Here is a 20,288-nt window from a genome sequence, read left to right as displayed (position 1 = left end):
ACGCGGCTTCGCGATCCTCACCGGCCGCTGGCGCACACTCCGCCACACCACCGCCAGCCCAGGCCAAATCGGCGACATCGTCCGCGCCGCTCTCCACCTCACCCACTTCGAATACCGATACCTACCGAATCCTTGCTGAGATCACCTCACTTGACGCGCTGGAAGCGCGCTCCGGTGGACGTTTCGGATTCCACTGGGAGGAGTTCCCGTGGGGCTCGGACTACTATGCCGAGCACGGTTCATGATGCCCGACGACGGTCTGGAAACGCTGCGCGACTCCGATGCGATCTATTTCGGTGCCGTCGGGATGGCCCACCGTGGCCGACCACATCAGCCTCTGGGGGCTTCGCCTGCGCATCTGGGACCAATGATCCTGGCCGGGGCGCTGCTACTCGTTGCGCAGTGCTGCTGAGCGTGGCTTGAGCGTGGCCAGGCGAGGAACCGCGCGTGCAGCGCTCCCATCCACGACACTGTCCGCCTCCGCCCCCACCGCCACGCCGAAGGTCGCGACACCTCCTACCTCGGCTTGCGCCACCCATCGATGCCTTGGTCGTTCAGAAGCGCGGCCGTCTCCCCGGGTTGCCGTCACCGTCGCCGCCAACACCGATAGATTTCGATGCGGCGAGTTGATGTCACACGCGAAAGGCCAGGTGAAACGCCATAAACACGTAAGTCACACTGCGTGACGGGCTGAAAATCCCACACGTACTATGTGCTCGCCGGCAACATGCCGGTCTTGGTCCACAATACGGGGCCATGTGACGTTCCGGCGCTCGGTCCTCATCGTCCTGCTGGAGTCGGAGATGATTGGACAGCGAGGACGGCCGATAATGGTAAGGGAACTGTCTGGCAAGCTCCTGGAACGACCGGGAACGCGAACATGGTCCGCACTATGAACCCGACCGCTCAGTATCCGAATGGGTACGTACGCTTTCATAACAGTCACGGTCAGCCGATCGGGCTCAACGGGAAGCCAGGCTCAAAGGCCGAAACCCACATCCCAATGAATCCCGACGGCACATTTCCGACCCCGGTTGGATGGTAGACGTGGACTTGAACGTTGAAGGCCAACTGGTAACTCGTGTTTGCTTCGATGCTGCTCTCACGATCCTTACTAGTGGGGACTGTGAACTGCGCGTGGAGACCGATTCGATCATCAAAACGCCTGCTGGTGACCTGGTACGGTTCGACCCGGAGTCTCCAGCCGCTGCCGCCATCCACCTCGCGCAGTTAGTGCGCGATAGCGTTGCCTTGGCTGACGTAGGAAACGGTGGCAATCTAGAAGTGACATTTGAGAGTGGAGCCCAACTGATCGTTGCTCCGCATGCCGAGTATGAGGCTTGGGGTCTTGTCGGGCCGAACGGAAGGCGAGTGATGTGCTTGCCTGGTGGTGAGATTGCGTTCTGGGGCGAACGGGACTCCTCGTAAAGAAATCTCTCCTGTGCGCTTGCTATTGCGAATGGACGCTGTCGTGCCTCGACGGGGGCATCGGCTCAAAGGGCGCATCTGTCAGGGTTTCGACCAGTGGGCGAATGTCCGGCCGGTGAGCTTTCTGCCGGGCATCACCAGCCCACTACGGAAAGCCGACACCGTCGAACTCGACTGGGTCGTCGTACGTGAGAACACCGAGGGCGAGTGCGCCGGCCTCGGTGGACGCAACCTCTCCGCCCGCGGTACGGGCGGAGAGGTTGCGTCCAGTCTGACCTGTTCACCGAGGTCGGCTGCGAACGGATCATGCGGTTCGCCTTCGACCTCGCACGGACCAGAACCCGCAAGAAGGTGGCCAGTGTCACCAAGAGCAACACCTAGCAGTACGGCATGGTCCTCTGGGACGACACGTTCCGGCGGGTCGCCGCCGACTATCCGGACGTCGAGACGGAAAGTGTCCTGGTGGACACGATGGCGGCCAAGTTCGTCCTCCACCCCGAAGACCTCTCGGTTGTCGTCGCATCCAATCTGAAATGCGGATATCCTTTCTGACCTCGGCAGCGCCCTCGCGGGCAGTCTCAGTCTCGCCCCGAGCGTCGATCTGAATACGGAACGCCGATACCCGAGCATGTTCGAGCCGGTCCACGGATCCGCGCCCGACATCGCCGGAATGGGGATCTGCAATCCGATCGGCGCTATCGGTAGTGTCGCAATGATGCTGGCCCACCTCGGCCTACCCGACGAGGCCAGGAAGATTAACGTCGCCATTGAGGCGACCACCGCCCAAGGTCTCTTGACACGTGATATCGGCGGCAACGCCAACACGAAGACGGTAACCGAGGCCGTCATCAAGAACCTTTCGGATTGATCGCCGCGCACCCGGGTGCGCCACGACCGGCCAGCCCGGTCGGGCTCGGGCAACGCGCGGCCCGAGCCCGACCGGCCGTTGCACCTCAGGCGGTGGCGAGGCGTTGACCCTCGCCGCCCAACGACGCCGCGTCGATGTCCGCCGGCCGCAACGTCAGGGCGAGGACGTCGGCGACGTCGGCCAAGATGTGCACCGTCAGTGCCTCGCGAACCTCGGCCGGCAGGTCGTCCAGGTCAGGCTCGTTACGGGCCGGTACGACCACCTCGGTCAGGCCGGCCCGGTGAGCGGCGAGGAGCTTCTGCTTCACGCCACCGATGGGCAGCACCCGCCCGGACAGAGTCACCTCCCCGGTCATCCCGAACTCTGGGCGGACCGGACGGCCGCTGGCCAGCGATGCCAGCGCGGTGACCATGGTGATGCTGGCACTGGGGCCGTCCTTCGGTACCGCACCGGCGGGTACGTGCAGGTGGATCCGCCGCCCGGCGAGGGCGTTGGGGTCCAGACCGAGCCGCCGGCCGTTGGCGCGCAGGTAGGACAGGGCGATGTGCGCCGACTCCTTCATCACGTCGCCGAGCTGGCCGGTCAGGGTCAGTCCCGGATCACCCTCCATGCTGGTCGCCTCGATGAAGAGCACATCTGCCGCGGCACCGGTGACCGCCAGCCCGGTGGCCACGCCCGGGGTCGCCGTACGCTCCGCCGACTCGGGAGTGTGCCTCGGCCGGCCGAGATAGCGGACCAGATCGTCGGCGTCGACGCGGGCCGGCGTCTGATCGTCGGCCTGGGCCACGGCGACCTTCCGCATGATCTTCGCCAACGCCCGCTCCAACTGCCGGACGCCGGCCTCGCGGGTGTACTTGCCTGCGATCCGGGCCAACGCGGAAGCCTCCACGTCAACCTCGTCGGCGGTCAATCCGGCGCGCTCCCGCTGACGCGGCAGCAGGTGGTCGCGGGCGATGGCGACCTTCTCGTCCTCGGTGTACCCGTCCAGGCTGACCAGTTCCATCCGGTCCAGCAATGGAGCAGGGATACTGTCCACCACGAGCAGGGATACTGTCCACCACGTTGGCGGTGGACAGGAACAGCACGTCGGACAGGTCGAGGTCAACCTCCAGGTAGTGGTCCCGGAAGGTGCGGTTCTGCGCCGGGTCGAGCACCTCCAGCAACGCGGCGGCCGGATCTCCCGCGTACCCGACGGAGAGCTTGTCGACCTCGTCGAGGAGCACCACCGGGCTCATCGAACCCGCCTCGCGCAGCGCCCGGACGATGCGACCGGGCAACGCGCCGACGTAGGTGCGCCGGTGGCCCCGGATTTCCGCCTCGTCTCGGATGCCGCCGAGGAAGACCCGGACGAACTTGCGGCCGAGCGCCCGGGCGACCGACTCGCCGAGGCTGGTCTTGCCGACGCCGGGCGGACCGGTCAGGGCAAGGACAGCACCGGAGCCGCGACCGCCGACCACGTCGAGGCCACGCTCGGCCCGCCGGTTACGCACCGCCAGATACTCCAGGATGCGGTCTTTCACGTCGCCAGGCCGGCGTGGTCGGCGTCGAGCACGGCCCGCGCCGCCGCCAGGTCGGTGTTGTCCTCGGTACGGGTGCTCCACGGCATCTCTAGCACCGTGTCCAGCCAGGTGCGGATCCAGCCTGCCTCGGGCGACGTGTCGCTGGCCCGCTCCAACTTGCCGACCTCGCGCAGCGCCGCCTCGCGTACCTTCGCCGGCAGGTCGGCGCACTCGACGCGGGCCCGGTAGTCGGCGGAGCCGTCCGGTGCGTCCTCGCCGAGTTCCTTGCGGATCGCGGCGAGCTGCTGGCGCAGCAGGAACTCCCGCTGCGACTTCTCCAGTCCGTCGCGCACATCGGAGTTGATCTGCTCGGTGACCTCCTGCTCTGCCAGGTGGTCCTTCACCCAGCCGACGTTGCCATCGAACACCTGCTATCGCGTCGAGTTGAGCGTGTATGACTCAAGCTCGGGCAAGCCGCTGTTGTTCCGTGGTGTGGCCTGGAACACGTCGGACCGATCACCGCGGGCCACGGCGAGCGGACGGCCGTTTCGCCTCGCCTACCGTGCGAGAACCAGAATCGAGGATTCCGATGCCACGCAAAACGCGGACCGTCGCAAGGCGCGCTTTGTTGCGCAATTGCGGGGCGATGAGTCAAACTTTGACCACACCCCGCCAGACACAGGGAGTAATTGACGATGGCTAGAAAAGTAATCACGGTCCTGACCGACGACCTCGACGGTGGAAAGGCCGACCGGACGGTCGAGTTCAGCTTGGATGGCGTGGCGTACACCATCGATGTCTCCGACGAGAACGCCGGTGTCCTGCGCAAGGCGCTGGATCCTTTTATCGATGCCGGCCGTCGACTCGGCCGTGGGGGGCCCGACACCAGCCGCACCCCGCGCCGCGCCAGCGGTTCACCGGCGCCCGGAATGAACCGTGAGCAGAACCGCGCCATCCGGGAATGGGCGGTCAAGAACGGTTACAAAATTTCCGAACGTGGTCGCATCCCCGTTGAGGTGGTCGAGGCATACAAGGGCCGCTGAGGAGGAGTACACCCGTTCTGCCGCAGTAAGGCCCAGTGGCCCAGGTCGCCGACGTTCGAAACGGGTCGCTCGGCCCGGACACGCGTGGGGCCGCCCGGAAGGATGCTCCGGACGGCCCACGCGCATGGCGCCGGTCGGTGTGCGTCAGTTGACCTGGATCCGCACCGCGTCGAAGGCGGGGGTCTGGTTCGCCCGCTCCGACATCGGAATTCGGTGCGAACCGTCACCGGCCCAGACCGCGCACTGAGCGGTACCGGAATCCGGCAGACCCGGAACCTGGATGGTCACCTCGTCCGGCTGGGCACCGCCGCCACCGTCCTCGGTGGCGACGAAGAAGGCCGGCACCGGCTCCGGCGCCGGAGCCTCGTCGACGTTGGGCAGCATCCGGCACGCGGTGTGGAAGTGGCCGCGGGTCAGGCCCTGCTCGTTGAGCAGCGAGCTCTCCAGGTAGTAGCCGCCTTGACCGGCCGGCAGGAACCGGTCCCGGATCAGGTTGCGGGTGCTGACCCGCAGCGCGAAGCCCTCGTTGCGGTTGATCTCCTGCGGCGAGTCCGTGATCAGCAGCGACGGGTTGTTGGCCGCGGCGCCAACCTCACCGAAGGCGGTGCTGATGCACCGGTTGCCGTTCTGGAAACCGTCGTGCGGCTGTAGCCGGCTGTCGTCGCAGTTGCTGGCGAGCACGTCGAGGCCGTTGTCGTTGTCCCCGCCGTTGTCGTTGCCGCCATCGTTGTCGTTGCCGTCATCGTTGTCGTTGCCGCCACCGCCGTTGTTACCACCGTTGTTGTTGTTGACCGGCTGGACCTGGCAGGCGGCGAGACCGGCCAGGCTGCGTGGCCGAGGGCCGAAGCGGTCGATGGCGGTGGTGATCCGGTCGAGGGTCGCCCGACGCTTGCTGGCCAGCGGGCCGAGGACCGCGTTGTTGATGAACGCCTGGCCCTTGTTCCCATCGGCGGCGAGCCGCTGGTCGGCCTCGGTGATCTGGGTCTGCAGGGCGTTCAGGTTGCGGTCCACCTCGGCGCGGGCCCGGTCGGGCACCTGCGGCAGCCGACTGACCACATCCGGACAGGCGACGGCGACGGCACCGACGGTCGCGCCGCCGGTCCCCGCGCGGGTGTCCTGACACTCCTCGACGGTCTGCTGACCGTCACCCCAGTGGTTGGTCACCCAGCGGCCGTTCTGCCAGGTGCGGGTGGTGGTGACGCCGCGACCGGCCGGCGCGGTGGCACCGGGGCTCGGTTCCACGCAGTCGGCCGACACCGGGCGCTGCTGATTTTTGTTCTGCCGTCGGTCACCGGCCGACGAGATCTGGGTCACGGCGACCACGCCACCGAAGACAGCGAGCGTGGCGCCAACGGCCAGAAGTCGCTTGGTCCGCGCGTTACCGGATGGTCGGCGCGACCGGGTTGACCTGCGCATCGAATTGCTCTCCTTCTCGATCCGGTTCCTGATTCGTGACTCGACGGACCGAACGGAATCCTGGTGGCCTGCTCGACGGTGGCCGTCCGAACACGCCGATGGCACGTCGACGAGCGACGATGCCCTTTCCGCACCGTCTCCCGCACCTGCCGGTGCGGGTTGGGGAGATCCTGTCCATTCCCGGTGAGGTACGGCCCCGCCACGACGGCGGTTCAAAGGGTGGTGACCTTTTTTCGAGCTTCTCTTTCCGCGTCGGAGTCACTACCGTCCGCCCGGGACGACTGCCGCTACGGTCCAGTCAGTCCTGGCAGAGGTGTTCGTAGGCGAACGGGTCCACGAGTTCGTCCTGGCGGGCCCGCAACCGCCGGATGCCGCTGAGCAGATCCCCGCGCGAAACCAGCGTCGGCGTTTCCGTCTCCGTTTTCCTCAACCGTTCGCCGACGGCCAGGACTGCCAGGTCTTCGGCGAAGCGGGCCGCATCGATCCCGCAGTGCAGCCCGTTCGCGCCCAGCGTCACCCGCTCCACGATGAAGCCACCGGACCGCACCTCGGCCCAGCCCCATCCCTCGGCCGGTCCCGAAGCCCACCGCACGTGCAGCCCGCGCAGTATCGGATCCGCCAGCCGCCGCGCCACGTACGCCTCGACCGCCTCGACCCGGGCGAGCACGCCGATGTCGTTGACCGCGCCGTCCCGCCCGTCGGGCAGCCGGCCGACGATGTCACGGAACTCGACATACGACTCCGCCGACGCGTCGGCGCCCTGGGCGTACCGGCGGGCATCGATGACATACCCGGCGATCCGCGGCCCGTGCCCGGCGGCGCGCAGGGTGGCGGAGACGATCCGCACCAGCGGCAGGCCGACCGCCGCCACCACCGCCTCCGTGGTCCGCTCGACGCGGCGGCCAGCCGGGTCGGACGATGGTTCCCGAAGTTCGACCGCGAACTCCGGTCGTCCGGTGTCCGCCGCGCAGACCACCTGGTCGAGCAGCGTGCGGCTGGCCGTGCTCCACTGGTTTCCGGTGAGTCCCGGCGGCCGGCGCCGGAGCAGCTCACCCAGCCGCAGGCCGACGTGAATCCGCCGCTGGGCCAGGAGCAACGCGGGGCCGCGACCGGCGCCGACAGGCACCGTCGACAGCCAGCAATCGTCACCGGTCATCGTCGTAACCACCAATCCTGCTGCCGATCGCCGAGTCTAGGATGACGATTGTTGTGGCCGGCCCCTCCGGCGGGTCCCTCGACCCGCCGGTGGCGGGCGAACCGGACCCGGTCGGTGCGGTCGCGGGCGCCGAGGAGGTGGACGAGGTGCGGGTCGTGTCCCTGGTGCCGTCGCTGACCGAGGCGGTGGCGGTGACCCGCCCCGGGCTGCTGGTGGGAGCGACCGACTGGTGCGTCCACCCGGCCGACCTGGACGTGCCGCGGGTGGGCGGCAGCAAGTATCCCGACCTGGACCGGGTGCGGGCGCTCCGCCCCGACCTGGTCCTGCTCAACAACGAGGAGAACCGTCGCGAGGATGCCGCTGCCCTGGCCGCCGCCGGAGTGCCGACCCGGGTGAACTCCCCGCGCAGCGTCGACGGGGCGCTGGCCGAGGTGACCGACCTGCTCCGCGATCTGGGTACCCCGGCCGAGCCCGGCTGGCTGGCCACGGCCCGGCGGGCCTGGGCCGCGCCCGCGCCGACGGCGCTCGCGCGACGGGCGGTGGTGCCGGTATGGCGGCGACCCTGGGTGGTGCTCGGCGCCGACACCTTCGCCGGCGACGTGCTGCGCCGGCTCGGCGTCTGCAACCTGTACGCCGAGCAGCCGGAACGCTATCCCCGGCCGGCCCTGGAGCAGATGCTGGTGGCGCGGCCGGATCTGGCGGTGCTGCCGGACGAGCCGTACCGGTTCACGGTGGACGACGGACCGGAGGCGTTCGCCGGTATCCCCTGCGTGCTGGTATCCGGTCGGCACCTGACCTGGTACGGCCCGTCGCTGGCCGAGGCCCGCGGGGTGCTGGCCGCACAACTCGCCCACCCGGTCGTCGCTGGCTGACCGCTCGTCGGAACCGACGGGCGCCGCCCTTCGCGGAACCGGCGGTGGCCGAGTGGTCCCGATGGAGAGGGGTCGAAGGTCCCGCCCGGTCGGGGCCCGGTCGGCCCTGACCGCGGCTCACCCTCCGGGCGTCCAATAGAAGTGCCACCGGGACAGCGGTGCGAAGCAGCGAAGGGACGTGGACACGATGACCGCGATGACCGAGCGGAACACCGCCGCCGTCAACAGCCCGGCGACCGGGACCGTCCGGGAGCCCACCGCCCGGAACCGGGCCACCCATCACCTGCTCGGCGGGCTCCGCCTGGCGCTGGGCTGGGTCTTCCTCTGGGCCTTCCTGGACAAGATGTTCGGCCTTGGGTTCGCCACCGAGGCAAAGAACGCCTGGATCGACGGGGGCAGCCCGACCGAAGGCTTCCTCGGCTTCGGCGCCGCCGGCCCGTTCCAGGGCTTTTACAACAGCTTCGCCGGCGCCGCCTGGGCCGACTGGCTGTTCATGATCGGCCTCGCGGCCATCGGCACGGCCCTGATGCTCGGCATCGGGGTACGCGTCGCCGCCGCAGCCGGTGGCCTGATGCTGGTGCTGATGTGGACGGCCGTCCTGCCTCCCGAAAACAATCCCTTCATGGACGACCACCTGGTCTACGCCGGCCTGCTGGCACTACTCGCGGTGACCAACGCCGGTGGCACCTGGGGCCTGGGCCGCACCTGGGCGCGGCTTCCGGTCGTCCAGCGCTTCGGCTGGCTCCGCTGACAACGCCTCCCCGCGCGGGCGGGCGTCACCTCCGGGTGACGCCCGCCGAAATGTGCGCCGGTCGCCGGGCGCGACGGCCGCCACCGAGGTCAGGACCATCCGGTGGCCCGGCCGGTCGTAGCATCCGGCACAATCATGGTGACCGAAACCGACGTCCCAGGAGAATCCGCATGAACCAGGCAGCGAGCAAGCCCGAGATCGGTCCGATCGAGGGTGCCCCGCCGGCCGACCTCGTGGTTGAGGACATCAGCGTGGGCGGGGGTCCTGAGGCCCAGCCCGGCCAGGTGGTCCGCGTGCACTATGTCGGAGTTTCGCACTCCACCGGGGCCGAGTTCGACGCGTCCTGGAACCGGGGCGAGGCGTTCGAGTTCCCGCTCGGTGGCGGGCGGGTCATCGACGGTTGGGACCAGGGTGTGGCGGGGATGCGGGTCGGTGGCCGGCGCAAGCTGACCATCCCGCCGCACCTCGGGTACGGCAGCCGGGGCGCGGGTGGCGTGATCAAGCCCAACGAGACCCTGGTCTTCGTGGTCGACCTGCTCGGCGTCCGCTGACCCGCGTGTCCGGCGCCGGCCCCCATGCCCGGCGCCGGACCCTGCGGCCGGCACGGGTCAGGCCGCCGCGAGCGTCCGCTCGGGTGCCGCGCCGACGACCGGGATGATCCGTCGCAGGCCGGTGGCGCGCAGCACGCGCTGCACCACGGGCGGCGGATCGACCAGCACCAGCTCGCCACCCTGGGCCCGCACCCAGAGTCGGGCCGCGACCAGCGTGCGCACCCCGGTTGCGGAGAGCAACCGGACACCGGAGAGATCTACCCGCAGCTCCGGGCGGCTGGGAGCCGCCCACAGGGCGGCGCGGAACACGGCGACGGTGGCAATGTCGATCACACCGATCACCCGAACGCACACCGCGTCGTCGGAGACGTCGGTCTCGACGTGGAACCGCTCCTCGGGCTCTCGCATGAGTTGAACCTATCCCCCACCGCCGACACTTCCACCCTGCGCAGAGGTGGTTCCGGGTAAGCCCAGGGCACGACCCTCAGCCGCCGCGCGTCCACCCTAGGGACGATCCCCCGTCGGGACGCGACCCGCGTCCGGGCACCATGCCGGGGAGGCCGGCCCGGCCCGCGACGACCCTGCCCGGCACGTCCGGTCCCGGTCAGCCGCCGCTGGCTGACGGCTGTGGCTCGGGTGAGCCGCCGGCCACCGCACCCGGATCCGGCGCCTGGGTGGGCGCGGGCCGCAGCCCGGCGGGCACGGGCAGCGCGCTGCCCTTGGCGAACTGGTCCCAACTCACGTTCCAGGCCGTCCAGCCGTTGCCCTCGTTGAGTTCGACCTCGGTCCCCGTGACGGTCACCAGGTCGCCGACCTGGGTGATGCCCATCAGCCAGTCCGCATTGGCCGCGGAGAGGTTGGTGCAACCGTGCGACACGTTGGTGTACCCCTGGTCCCCCTCCGACCAGGGCGCACCGTGGATGAACTCGCCGCCCCAGGTGAGCCGCTGCGCATCTTCGACGTCCACCACGTAGGGGTCGGCGGAGCCGCGCGTGTCGAATGTGGTGAAGTCGTGCTTGTCCATGATCACCATCTTGCCGCTGGAGGTCGGGGTGCTCGGCTTGCCGAGGCTGACCGGCAACTTGCGGAGCAGCTTGCCGTCGCGCATCACCGACATCTGCTTGGTCGCGTTGTCGATCTCCAACTCGACCTGCCGGCCAATTTTCGAGGTCGCCCGTCGATCGGCGTCACCGACGTTCTCCTTGCCGATCGGCAGGCCCTCCAAGGCCGAGCGGACGCTGATCCTCGTGCCGGGTCGCCAGAAGTCAGGCGCCCGGTAGTACACCTGGCTACCGTCGGACACCCAGGACCAGGTGCCCGGTTGCGGCGGATCCGTCTTCACGAACAGACGGCGCTGAACATCCGTCCTGGCCTCTTTCGGAATTGGCGGGTCGAAGGCGACCGTTACCGGCATAGCCGTGCCGTACGTCCGATCTCCGGCGAAATAGAGAACGCTGGTGATCGCCGGTTTCGACGATTTCGGCCGGGTCGTGAACGTGGTCCTCCGGGTGACGGTGGTTCCCGAGTCTCCGGTCGCGGTCACCTCCGCGGTGTAGGTCCGCTTCGGCTCCAGGACCTTGCTCGGCACCCATCCGGTGCCGTCCTCGCGGGGCTCGACCGCCACCGCCGCACCCTTGTCGTCGGTGATCCGCACGGCGGTGACCCGCCCATGCTTGACGACGGTGCCGATCTCGCCGCTGACCGGTACGTCCCGGGAGCCCTCGGCCGGTGTGACGGCCAGCTCCGGGCTGGTCCGCGCCTCGGCCGACTGTCCGGGCCTGCGGTCACTGGTGCACGCGCCCAGCGCCAGCGGTGCCGCCGCCACACCCACCGCCAACAGCGTCAGTCGCCGCCTCAACCTCATGATGCGTCCCCCCGTTTATCGCCGCGTCCTCCGCCATATTCTGGCGGCTCGGCGTGGCCGTTTCCGCAATTTCCGGCAAGATCCTCGATTCCGGCGAGAGCGGAGACATTTCCCGGCGAACATTTTTCCTATAAGCACACCAGAATGCCGGTGGAATACCGTCAGACGACGTTACGGGCGATAGCCGGCGGGCTGTGGCCAATGGTCTGTTTGCCGCCCAGGGAGGTCAACGTCCAGACCCAACCGGAACTGGACGTGACCCCCGGTCGTCACGGGTCGGCGGGCGGCGGTCAGGCGGCGGCGATCAGCAGCGCCGGCTGCTCGACGCAGTCCGCGACATGCCGCAGAAAACCACCGGCGACCCCGCCGTCGCAGACCCGGTGGTCGAAGGTGAGGCTCAGCTGCGTCACCTTCCGCACCGCCAGCCGGCCGTCGACGACCCACGGCTTGTCCACGATCCGGCCCACACCGAGCAGTGCCGCCTCGGGGTGGTTGATGATCGGGGTCGAACCATCGACCCCGAACACCCCGTAGTTGTTCAGCGTGAAGGTCCCGCCGGTGAGCCGGGCCGGTGGCAGGTCACCGGACCGGGCCGCCGCCGTGGTGGCCGCCAGTTCGGCCGCCAACTCCGCGGTGGTGAGCCGGTGGGCGTCACGCAGCACCGGGACGACCAGACCGCGGTCGGTCTGTGCGGCGATGCCCAGGTGCACCCCGGCTGCCTGGACGATCCGCTGCGCCTCGGTGTCGACCCGGGCATTGAGCCGCGGGTAGCGGCGCAACCCCGACAGGCAGATCCGCGCGAGCAGGGCCAGGATGCTCACCGGCTGATCCGGACGGGCGACATTTATCGCGGCCCTGGTCGCCAGCAGACCGGTCGCGTCCGCGTCCACCCAGATGGTCACCTCCGGGATCTCCCGCCGGCTGCGCGACAGCTTGTCCGCGATCACCCGGCGGACGCCGGTCAACGGGATGACCAGGTCCTCGGTACCGGCCGTCGCCGCGTCGAGCCGCGCCGGATGGTGCGCCGACGCGGCCGGCAGGTCAGGCACCGCGCTGAGCCGGGCCGAGCCGGTCGCGCCGACCGGGTTAGGCACGCCGACCGCCCCGGTGGCGGTGCCGGCCGCCTCCACGTCGGCGCGCCGGACCACACCGCCGGGACCGCTGCCGCGAAGCGTCGCCAGGTCGACCCCACGCTCACGGGCCAACCGCCGCACGATCGGCGAGATCACCAGGGACGGCGCCGCCGCAGGCGCTCCGGGATCCTGCCCGGCTACCGCCGGAGTCGGCAGGCCGGAATTGGGTGGGGGCACCGCCCGGCCGGGCGAGGCCGCCGTAGGGACGTGCGGGACGGGGGTGCGGCTGGAGCCCGGAGCGTGCGTGACCGCCGCGAGCCGGGACCGCCGGCGGCAGCCGGAACCGCCGTGGCCGGTGCCGTACCCGATCAGGACGTTGCCGGAGCCGGCCCGCTCCTCCTCGCGGTAGACGGCGTGGCCGGCGGGCGGGGCGTCGACGTCGGCCGGTTCGGCGACGGTGATCAGTGGTTGGCCGACCGGACGCACCTCGCCCTCCGCGCCGTGCAGGGCGACGACCCGGCCGGCGTACGGGCAGGGCACGTCGACGACGGCCTTCGCGGTCTCGACCTCGACCACGCTCTGGTCGACGGTCACGATGTCGCCTACCGCGACCCGCCACCGCACGATTTCCGCCTCGCTGAGTCCTTCGCCGAGGTCGGGTAGCAGAAACTCACGCTCGGTCATGCCGCGCTGCCCTCGGCCAGCCAGCGCGGATCCGGCTGGTCCGCCCACTGCAACCGGGCCACCGCGTCCAGCACCCGGTCGACCGAGGGCAGGTGGGTGTGCTCCAGCATCGGCGCCGGGTACGGGATGTCCAGCCCGGAGACCCGCAGCACCGGGGCGTGCAGGGCGTGGAAGCAACGCTCCTGCACCCGGGCGGCGATCTCGGCGCCGACCCCGGCGAAGCCCTGCGCCTCCTGCACCACCACGCACCGGCCGGTGCGCCGGACCGAGGCGGCGATCGTGGCGTCGTCGAACGGCACGATGGTGCGCACGTCGACCACCTCGAGGTCCCAGCCCTCCTCGCGGGCGGCCTCGGCGGTCGCCAGCGCGACCGGCACCGCCGGCCCGTACGCGACCAGGGTGGCGTCGCGGCCGGACCGGCGTACGACCGCCCGGCCGAACGGCTCGGTGCGCGCCGGCAGCGGCGTCTCGGCGCTGGTGAAGTAGAGCTTCTTCGGCTCCATGAACACCACCGGGTCGGGGTCGTCGATCGCCTCCCGCAGCAGCGAGTACGCGTCGTCGACAGTCGCCGGGGTGACCACCTTCAGGCCCGGGGTGTGCGCGTAGTACGCCTCCGAGGAGTCGCAGTGGTGCTCCACGCCACCGATGCCGCCGGCGTAGGGAACCCGGATCACCATGGGTACGCTCAGCGCGCCCCGGGTGCGGTTACGCAGCTTCGCCACGTGGGAGACGATCTGCTCGAAGGCCGGGTACGCGAAGGCGTCGAACTGCATCTCGACCACCGGGCGCAGCCCGGACATGGCCAGCCCGACGGCGAAGCCGACGATGCCCGCCTCGGCCAGTGGCGTGTCGAAGCACCGCTTGTCGCCGAACCGCGCCTGCAACCCGTCGGTGATCCGGAAGACGCCACCGAGCTGGCCGACGTCCTCACCGAAGACGACCACCCGCTCGTCGTCGAGCATCGCGTCGGCGAGCGCGCCGTTGAGCGCCTTCGCCATGGTCATGGTGGCCATCAGGCGTCCTCCTCCGAGGCGGCGAGTTCGGCGCGGACCTGCTCGCGCTGCTCCACCAGTTGCGGGGTGGGCTGGGCGTAGACGTGGTCGAAGAGGCTGAGCGGGTCGACCGTGGGCTCGGTGTTCATCCGTTCGCGCAGCTGCGCGGCGGACGTCTCGGCCTGCTCGGCGATCTCGGCCACGGCCGCGTCGTCGAGAATGTTCCGGCCGCGCAGGTAGATCTCCAGCCGGGTCAGCGGGTCACGGTCACGCCACGCCTCGACCTCCTCCGCGTCGCGGTATCGCGAGGCGTCGTCAGCGTTGGTGTGCGGCTCCATCCGGTAGGTGTGCGCCTCGACCAGGAACGGTCCCTTACCGGCGCGGGCGTGCGCGACCGCTCGGTTGAGCACGGCGAGCACGGCGACCGGGTCGTTGCCGTCGACCTGCTCGCTGGGCACGCCGTAGCCGACACCCTTGTGGGCCAGCGACGGTGCGGCGGTCTGCCGGGACAGCGGGACGCTGATGGCGTACCGGTTGTTCTGCACGAAGTAGACCACCGGCGCCTTGAACACGGCGGCGAAGTTGACCCCTTCGTGGAAGTCGCCCTCGCTGGTGGCGCCGTCGCCGATGTAGACCAGGGCCACGGTGTCGCGGCCCTGGTACGACTCGCCGTAGGCCAGACCGGCGGCGTGCACGCACTGGGTGGCCAGCGGGGTGCACTGCGGTGCGGTGCACCGCCGGGCGGGGTCGTACCCGCAGTGCCAGTCGCCACGCAACAGCGTGAGTACCTCGACCGGGTCGATGCCGCGGGCGGTCAGCGCCATCGACTCGCGGTAGGTGGGGAACACCCAGTCGTCGTCGCGCAGCGCGAGGACACCGCCGACCTGGCATGCCTCCTGGCCCCGGGAGGACGGGTACACGGCGAGCCGGCCCTGCTTGGTCAACGCGGTGGCCTGCGTGTCGAAGCGCCGGCCGACGACCATCCGCCGGTACATCTCCCGCAGCGCCTCCAAGGGCGGCTCGGGATAGTCGGCGCGGGCCGGCAGCAGGGTGCCGTCGGGGTTCAGCAGCCGCACCGGCTCGGCCTGGGGCAGCAGGCCGGCGGAGGGGTCTGGCGCGCTCGGTCGGCGCCTGCGCGGGGATGCCCTGCGGGCCGCCTGGGGGGTGGTCGTCACGGCGGAACCTCCTGGACGTGTGGTGGACCTATGCTCCTGGTGTCGGATGATTGACTCAAGATGGCCGGCAAACGCGGGACCAATGGCACCAGATGGAGGTTCTGATGAGCCAGGAGGCCGCCGACGGACCGGGCCGACCCACTGAAACGGGACGTTCGGCTGTCGCCCTCGACGAGGTGGACCGACGCATCCTCGACGAGCTGACCCAGGACGGCCGGATGTCCATCCGTACGCTCGCCGAACGGGTGCACGTCTCGCGCACCAACGCGTACGCCCGGGTGGAGCGGTTGCTGCGCGACGGGGTCGTCACCGGGTTCGCCGCGCGGGTCGCCCCGGAGGCCGCCGGCCTGGGCACCTCGGCGTACATCGCGTTGACGATCAGGCAGGACACCTGGCGAGAGGTGTCCGCGGAGCTGGCGCAGGTTCGCTACGTGGAACACGTGGCGCTGCTCAGCGGCGAGCACGACGTGCTCGCGCTGGTCCGGGCGCCGGACAACGCCACCCTGCGGGACGTGGTGCTGGACCGGGTGCAGCGCATCGCCGGGGTGCTGTCCACCCGTAGCTGGCTGGTCTTCGAGGAGTACGACGGGGAACGCAGCCCGTGGGGTGACCGCTCAGCGCTCGGGCGGTGACTCCAGACCCTCGCGGTCGGCCATATCGAGCAGGGATTCCAGCGAGAAGCGTCGCCCGTCCAGCCCCGCGTGCGGGTCGCCCCGGGCGGCGAAGCGGCCCGGCATGTTGGTCACGTCGAAGTCCTCCGGCCGGGCTTCGTCCAGTTCCGCCCAGCCCAGCGGCGCGGAGACCAGCGCGGCAGGCGTCGGTCGGATCGAGTAGGCGGAAGTCATTGTGTGGTCCCGGGCCATCTGGTTGTAGTCGACGAAGACCGGCCGGTCCCGCTGCTCCCGCCACCAGGTGGTCGTCACCAGGTCCGGTCGGCGTCGCTGCATCTCGCGCCCGAGGGCCAGCACCGCGCGCCGGCACTCGCCGAAGCTCCACCGCGCCTCGATGGGCACGTAGACGTGCAGGCCGCGCCCGCCGGTGGTCTTCGGGAAGCCGACCAGGCCAAGCTCGTCGAGGAAGCCCCGCACCTCGTGCGCCACCGGCACCACCTGGTCGAATCCCACCCCGGGCAACGGGTCCAGGTCGACGCGCAGCTGATCCGGGCGTTCGACGTCGGCCCGGGTGACCGGCCACGGGTGAAAGCGCAGCGTGCCGAGGTTGACCGCCCAGATCACCACCGCCAACTCGCCCGGGGCGACCTCGTCGGCGCTACGACCGCTGGGGAAGGTGATGTGGGCGGTGTCCACCCAGTCGGGTGCGCCGGCCGGCACCCGTTTCTGGTAGAACGCGTCACCCCGGTTGCCCTGCCGGGTGGCGACGGTCGCACCCTCGAAGACGCCGCGAGGCCACCGTTCCAGCATGGTCGGCCGGTCGCGCAGCGCACGCAGGATGCCGTCGCCGACGGCGAGGAAGTAGCGCACCACGTCGAGCTTGGTCAGGCCCAGTTTGGGGAAGTACGGCTTGTCCGGGCTGGAGACGCGGACCGTCCGCCGCCCCACCTGGATCTCCTCCGCCGCCGTCGCCACACCTGCGAGGGTACGGCGAACCACCGGGACGGGTGGGCCACCGCCTGACAGTGGGCCGTGGCGGCACCGAACACCCATAACGTGCATATCACTCCAAAGCATGCACAACGTCGACTATCGTGCCAACGGGTTGTCACCATTCCGCACGAAAGCTGGGCCCCAGAGTGACCAACACGGATTGTCGTCCGGCAAGCCCCCGCGTCAGGTTCCGCGGCGACGTGGAAGGCTTGCGCGCCCTCGCCGTCGTCCTGGTACTGATCGGACACGCCAGCCAGAACCTGCTCCCGGGTGGTTTCGTCGGCGTCGACGTCTTCTTCGTCATCTCCGGATTCCTGATCACCGGGCTTCTGGTCACGGAACTGGAACGCACCGGACGTATCTCCCTGGTCGCGTTCTACGCACGCCGAGCCAAACGCCTGCTGCCGGCGGCCCTGGTGGTGCTCACCGCGACCCTCCTGTTGACCTTTGCCTTCCTGCCCCGCACCCGCTGGTCGACCACCGGATGGGACGTCGTGTACAGCGGGCTCTACGCGATGAACTGGCGCCTGGCCGAGCAGTCGGTCGACTACCTCGCCGTCAACCGGGCGCCCAGCGCCCTCCAGCACTTCTGGTCACTGGCGGTCGAAGAGCAGTTCTACCTCGTGTGGCCGCTGTTGCTGGTCGCCGTGGCCTGGCTGGTACGGCACCGGCTCCGTACCGGTCACCTCGCCGTCGCGCTCACGCTCGTCGCCGTGCCGTCGTTCGCCTGGTCGGTGTGGATGACCGCGGATGAGTCGGCCCGCGCCTATTTCGTCACCACCACCCGCATGTGGGAACTGGCGGTAGGCGGCTTCATCGCGCTCTTCGCCCACCAGTTCGACCGGCTGCACCATCTGGCGGCGGCCGGGCTCGCCTGGCTCGGCCTCGCCGCGATCATCACGGCCGCAGTCATGCTGCGGCCCGAGACCGCCTTTCCCGGTTACGCCGCACTCGGACCGACACTGGGCACCGCCGCCGTCATCGCGGGTGGCCTCGCCGCCGGCCGACTCGGACCGGCGGCCCTGCTCGACGTCCGGCCGGTCCGTGCGGTCGGTGCGCTGTCCTACTCGCTCTACCTGTGGCACTGGCCGCTGCTCGTGGTCGCCGAGGCCCGTCTGGGGGAGCTGACCGCGCTCAGCGGCGCCGTCGTGATCGCGCTGTCCGTCGTACCGGCGATACTCACCTACCGCCTCATCGAGAATCCGATCCGGCGCTCACCCGCCCTGTCCTGGAGACCGGCTCGGGCCCTACAACTCGGCGCGGCCTGCACCGGCGTGGCGGTGCTGGCCGGCCTGGCCTTTCAGTTCACGGTCTGGCCACCACCGTCGGCACCGGCGCCGCCGGCGCTCGGCGCGCCCGCACCGTCCGGCTCCCCGAGCGGCGGTACGGCGGAATCCCGAGCGCTCGGCGCCGCAGCGCTGGGTGACAACCCGGCCCAGAGCGAAGCCGGTCAGCCGGTCAACCAGGTCGCCACGTTCATACCGGATCCGCTGGTAGCCGCCCAGGACGGCCCGGACACCCAGCGTGACGGGTGCCACCAGGACATGCGCGGCAGCGAGGTCAAGTCGTGCGGCTACGGTGACCCGGACTCGGGATTCACCGTCGCGCTCGCCGGAGACTCACACGCCGCGCAGTGGCTGCCCGCTCTGCAGCAGGTGGCCACCGACCGCAAGTGGCGCCTGCGGACCTACACGAAGTCCTCCTGCCCCTACATCAAGGGCGCGGTGGCTCTCGACAGCCGGCGGTACGACAGTTGCGTCGAGTGGAACGACAAACTGCGTGCCGCCCTGACCGGAGCCGAACGGCCGGACGTGCTGGTGGTCAGCACCTCGTTCTATCTCATGATCCGCGACGGTCGGCCAGTCACACAGGACACCCGAACCGTGTTCGCGGACGCGCTACGAAGCACCTGGGCGGAAATCGCGTCCGCCCAGGTGCCGGTGATCGTGTTGCGGGACACGCCGTACCACAGCACCGACATCGCCGAATGCGTCTCTGCCAACCCGGGCAGGCTCACCCGGTGCGCCTCGCCTCGTTCGGAGGTGCTCGCGGCCGGCGGCGGACCGGCGCACGAGGCCGCCGCGACGCGGAACGACAACGTTCACCTCGTTGACCTCAACGAGGCGATCTGCCCGCAGGATCGCTGCGCCCCGGTCATCGGTGGCGTGCTCGTCTACCGGGACAACAACCATCTCACCGCCACCTACGTACGAACACTGGCGCCACGGTTGAGCACCGCGCTGGACCGGCTGCTCTGAGTCGAGCCGCCGGCGGCGGTCTCAGCCGGCCGGCAGGATCCGGCGCCAGGCCGGTGATGTCCCCCGGGGCCGCCATTCTCGCGGGTAGCCGACCGACACCTCCTCGAACCGCACCCCGTCGTACCAGGTGGTGCGGGGAATGTGCAGATGACCGTAGACCACCGCGGCGGCGTCGAAGCGTCGGTGCCAGTCGGCCGTGGCCTGCGTGCCGCACCACTGCGCGAAGATCGGGTATCGCAGGACCCGGGTCGGGTCCCGCACCAGCGGCCAGTGGTTGACCAGGACGGTCGGCAGGCCGTCGTCCCGCTCGGCCAGGCGTCGTCCGGTCTCCGCGACCCGTTGCGCGCACCACTGCTCCCGACTCGGAAAGGGGTCGGGGTGCAGCAGGAACTCGTCGGTGCAGACGATGCCGCTGCGGTACGCCTCGGCCAGCGCCGCCTCTGGGGTGTCCAGCCCGTCCGGCCGCCAGCTGTAGTCGTAGAGCAGGAACAGCGGTGCCACCAGCACCGGCCCGCCCGGCCCACGCCAGACGGGGTACGGGTCCTCGGGCGTGTGGACACCCAGTCGCCGGCACAGCTCGACAAGGTGGTGATAGCGGTCCACCCCGCGCAGCCGCACCGGATCCGACGGCGGCGTCCACAACTCGTGGTTGCCGGGCGCCCAGACAACGGTGCCGAAGCGCCGCGTGAGCGTGCCCAGCGCCCATTCGATGTCGGCCACGGTGTCACCGACGTCGCCGGCGACCAGCAGCCAGTCCGCCGACGAGTGGGGGCGCAGGCCCTCCACGACCGTCCGGTTGGCCGGGTGCCCCACGTGCAGGTCGCTGATCGCGAGCAGCGCTCCCCCGCCCTCGGCCGTCATGCGCCGATCGTATGCGGACCGGCAGTCGGTGGCGAGGGATGCCCCGGGGCGGTACGCGGGGTGCCGGACGGCGGACCCGGTAGGATCGGCGGGGGCCGTGACTGGCGCGTGGGATGGAGCACCATCGGGAAGCGGTCCCGTCATGATGACGCATGCCGAGCGCCTGGGCCTTCCACACATCACCTGGAGGTCG

18 protein-coding genes, 1 pseudogene and 1 riboswitch are annotated in these 20,288 nt (G+C 70.1%); of the genes and pseudogenes, 9 read left to right on the top strand and 10 right to left on the bottom strand.

Going from position 1 to position 20,288, the window contains the following annotated elements; translation table 11 throughout:
- Positions 1-1,038 precede the first annotated feature (1,038 nt).
- From ACFHWY_RS15545 to ACFHWY_RS15535, 3 genes are all read left to right on the top strand, one after another.
- Positions 1,039-1,428, top strand: a complete 390-nt coding sequence (locus ACFHWY_RS15545; protein WP_416580896.1) for a DUF6188 family protein — start codon at positions 1,039-1,041, stop codon at positions 1,426-1,428.
- Positions 1,429-1,818: 390 nt separating this feature from the next.
- Entirely contained in the window at positions 1,819-1,980 is a 162-nt protein-coding gene (locus tag ACFHWY_RS15540) for an isocitrate/isopropylmalate family dehydrogenase (RefSeq protein WP_416580895.1), read from the top strand.
- Positions 1,970-2,296, top strand: coding sequence for an isocitrate/isopropylmalate family dehydrogenase (locus tag ACFHWY_RS15535; protein ID WP_416580903.1), 327 nt, complete (start codon positions 1,970-1,972; stop codon positions 2,294-2,296). Before ACFHWY_RS15540 ends, ACFHWY_RS15535 begins: the two co-directional genes overlap by 11 nt.
- A gap of 85 nt (positions 2,297-2,381) precedes the next feature.
- Here the strand turns inward: ACFHWY_RS15535 and lon are convergent.
- A pseudogene (gene lon, locus ACFHWY_RS15530) lies at positions 2,382-4,208 on the bottom strand (endopeptidase La); the annotation flags it as partial.
- 282 nt (positions 4,209-4,490) lie between these two features.
- On the opposite strand from lon, the gene ACFHWY_RS15525 reads away from it, so the two are divergent.
- A complete protein-coding gene (locus tag ACFHWY_RS15525; protein ID WP_416580894.1) occupies positions 4,491-4,838 on the top strand; it encodes a histone-like nucleoid-structuring protein Lsr2 in 348 nt (115 codons plus the stop codon).
- A gap of 144 nt (positions 4,839-4,982) precedes the next feature.
- Here ACFHWY_RS15525 and ACFHWY_RS15520 read toward each other — a convergent pair whose 3' ends face one another.
- Both ACFHWY_RS15520 and ACFHWY_RS15515 read right to left on the bottom strand, forming a co-directional pair.
- Positions 4,983-6,254 (bottom strand): hypothetical protein, encoded by a 1,272-nt coding sequence (locus tag ACFHWY_RS15520; RefSeq protein ID WP_416580893.1) that lies wholly within the window; start codon positions 6,252-6,254, stop codon positions 4,983-4,985.
- Positions 6,255-6,552: 298 nt separating this feature from the next.
- Positions 6,553-7,410, bottom strand: a complete 858-nt coding sequence (locus ACFHWY_RS15515) for a hypothetical protein (RefSeq protein ID WP_416580892.1) — start codon at positions 7,408-7,410, stop codon at positions 6,553-6,555.
- A 146-nt stretch (positions 7,411-7,556) separates the two neighbouring features.
- Between ACFHWY_RS15515 and ACFHWY_RS15510 the strand changes: the two genes are divergently transcribed.
- From ACFHWY_RS15510 to ACFHWY_RS15500, 3 genes are all read left to right on the top strand, one after another.
- Complete coding sequence (locus ACFHWY_RS15510; RefSeq protein WP_416580902.1) at positions 7,557-8,282, top strand: helical backbone metal receptor; 726 nt, start codon at positions 7,557-7,559, stop codon at positions 8,280-8,282.
- 178 nt (positions 8,283-8,460) lie between these two features.
- Entirely contained in the window at positions 8,461-9,033 is a 573-nt protein-coding gene (locus ACFHWY_RS15505) for a hypothetical protein (RefSeq protein ID WP_416580891.1), read from the top strand.
- Between the two features lie 170 nt (positions 9,034-9,203).
- Positions 9,204-9,584: an FKBP-type peptidyl-prolyl cis-trans isomerase gene (locus ACFHWY_RS15500; protein WP_416580890.1), complete on the top strand. Its 381-nt coding sequence runs from the start codon at positions 9,204-9,206 to the stop codon at positions 9,582-9,584.
- Positions 9,585-9,641: 57 nt separating this feature from the next.
- Here the strand turns inward: ACFHWY_RS15500 and ACFHWY_RS15495 are convergent, their stop codons facing one another.
- The 5 genes from ACFHWY_RS15495 to pdhA all read right to left on the bottom strand — a co-directional run bounded on the left by ACFHWY_RS15495 (position 9,642) and on the right by pdhA (position 15,372).
- A complete protein-coding gene (locus ACFHWY_RS15495) occupies positions 9,642-9,992 on the bottom strand; it encodes an STAS domain-containing protein (RefSeq protein ID WP_416580889.1) in 351 nt (116 codons plus the stop codon).
- A 196-nt stretch (positions 9,993-10,188) separates the two neighbouring features.
- Positions 10,189-11,448, bottom strand: coding sequence for an Ig-like domain-containing protein (locus ACFHWY_RS15490; RefSeq protein WP_416580888.1), 1,260 nt, complete (start codon positions 11,446-11,448; stop codon positions 10,189-10,191).
- Positions 11,449-11,738: 290 nt separating this feature from the next.
- A complete protein-coding gene (locus ACFHWY_RS15485) occupies positions 11,739-13,205 on the bottom strand; it encodes a dihydrolipoamide acetyltransferase family protein (RefSeq protein WP_416580887.1) in 1,467 nt (488 codons plus the stop codon).
- Positions 13,202-14,218 (bottom strand): alpha-ketoacid dehydrogenase subunit beta, encoded by a 1,017-nt coding sequence (locus ACFHWY_RS15480; RefSeq protein WP_416580886.1) that lies wholly within the window; start codon positions 14,216-14,218, stop codon positions 13,202-13,204. Before ACFHWY_RS15480 ends, ACFHWY_RS15485 begins: the two co-directional genes overlap by 4 nt.
- On the bottom strand, positions 14,218-15,372 hold the full coding sequence (pdhA, locus tag ACFHWY_RS15475; RefSeq protein WP_416580885.1) for a pyruvate dehydrogenase (acetyl-transferring) E1 component subunit alpha: 1,155 nt from the start codon (positions 15,370-15,372) through the stop codon (positions 14,218-14,220). Before pdhA ends, ACFHWY_RS15480 begins: the two co-directional genes overlap by 1 nt.
- 104 nt (positions 15,373-15,476) lie before the next feature.
- Between pdhA and ACFHWY_RS15470 the strand changes: the two genes are divergently transcribed.
- On the top strand, positions 15,477-16,004 hold the full coding sequence (locus ACFHWY_RS15470) for an Lrp/AsnC family transcriptional regulator (protein ID WP_416580884.1): 528 nt from the start codon (positions 15,477-15,479) through the stop codon (positions 16,002-16,004).
- On the opposite strand, the gene ACFHWY_RS15465 is transcribed toward ACFHWY_RS15470, so the two are convergent.
- Positions 15,987-16,958 carry a DNA polymerase domain-containing protein gene (locus ACFHWY_RS15465; RefSeq protein ID WP_416580883.1) on the bottom strand — a complete coding sequence of 324 codons (972 nt, stop codon included), beginning with the start codon at positions 16,956-16,958 and terminating at the stop codon, positions 15,987-15,989. The two genes, ACFHWY_RS15470 and ACFHWY_RS15465, sit on opposite strands and share 18 nt — an antisense overlap.
- Before the next feature lie 218 nt (positions 16,959-17,176).
- On the opposite strand from ACFHWY_RS15465, the gene ACFHWY_RS15460 reads away from it, so the two are divergent.
- Positions 17,177-19,234, top strand: coding sequence for an acyltransferase family protein (locus tag ACFHWY_RS15460; protein ID WP_416580882.1), 2,058 nt, complete (start codon positions 17,177-17,179; stop codon positions 19,232-19,234).
- 21 nt (positions 19,235-19,255) lie between these two features.
- On the opposite strand, the gene ACFHWY_RS15455 is transcribed toward ACFHWY_RS15460, so the two are convergent.
- Positions 19,256-20,095, bottom strand: coding sequence for a metallophosphoesterase family protein (locus tag ACFHWY_RS15455; protein WP_416580881.1), 840 nt, complete (start codon positions 20,093-20,095; stop codon positions 19,256-19,258).
- 87 nt (positions 20,096-20,182) lie between these two features.
- Positions 20,183-20,271, top strand: a riboswitch (ZMP/ZTP riboswitch).
- Positions 20,272-20,288: the final 17 nt, after the last annotated feature.

This window comes from Micromonospora sp. LOL_024 (assembly GCF_048060415.1).
Classification (GTDB): Bacteria; Actinomycetota; Actinomycetes; order Mycobacteriales; family Micromonosporaceae; genus Micromonospora.
The sequence above is the reverse complement of the archived record's forward strand: the minus strand, read 5'-3'. Positions and strand labels throughout refer to the sequence as shown.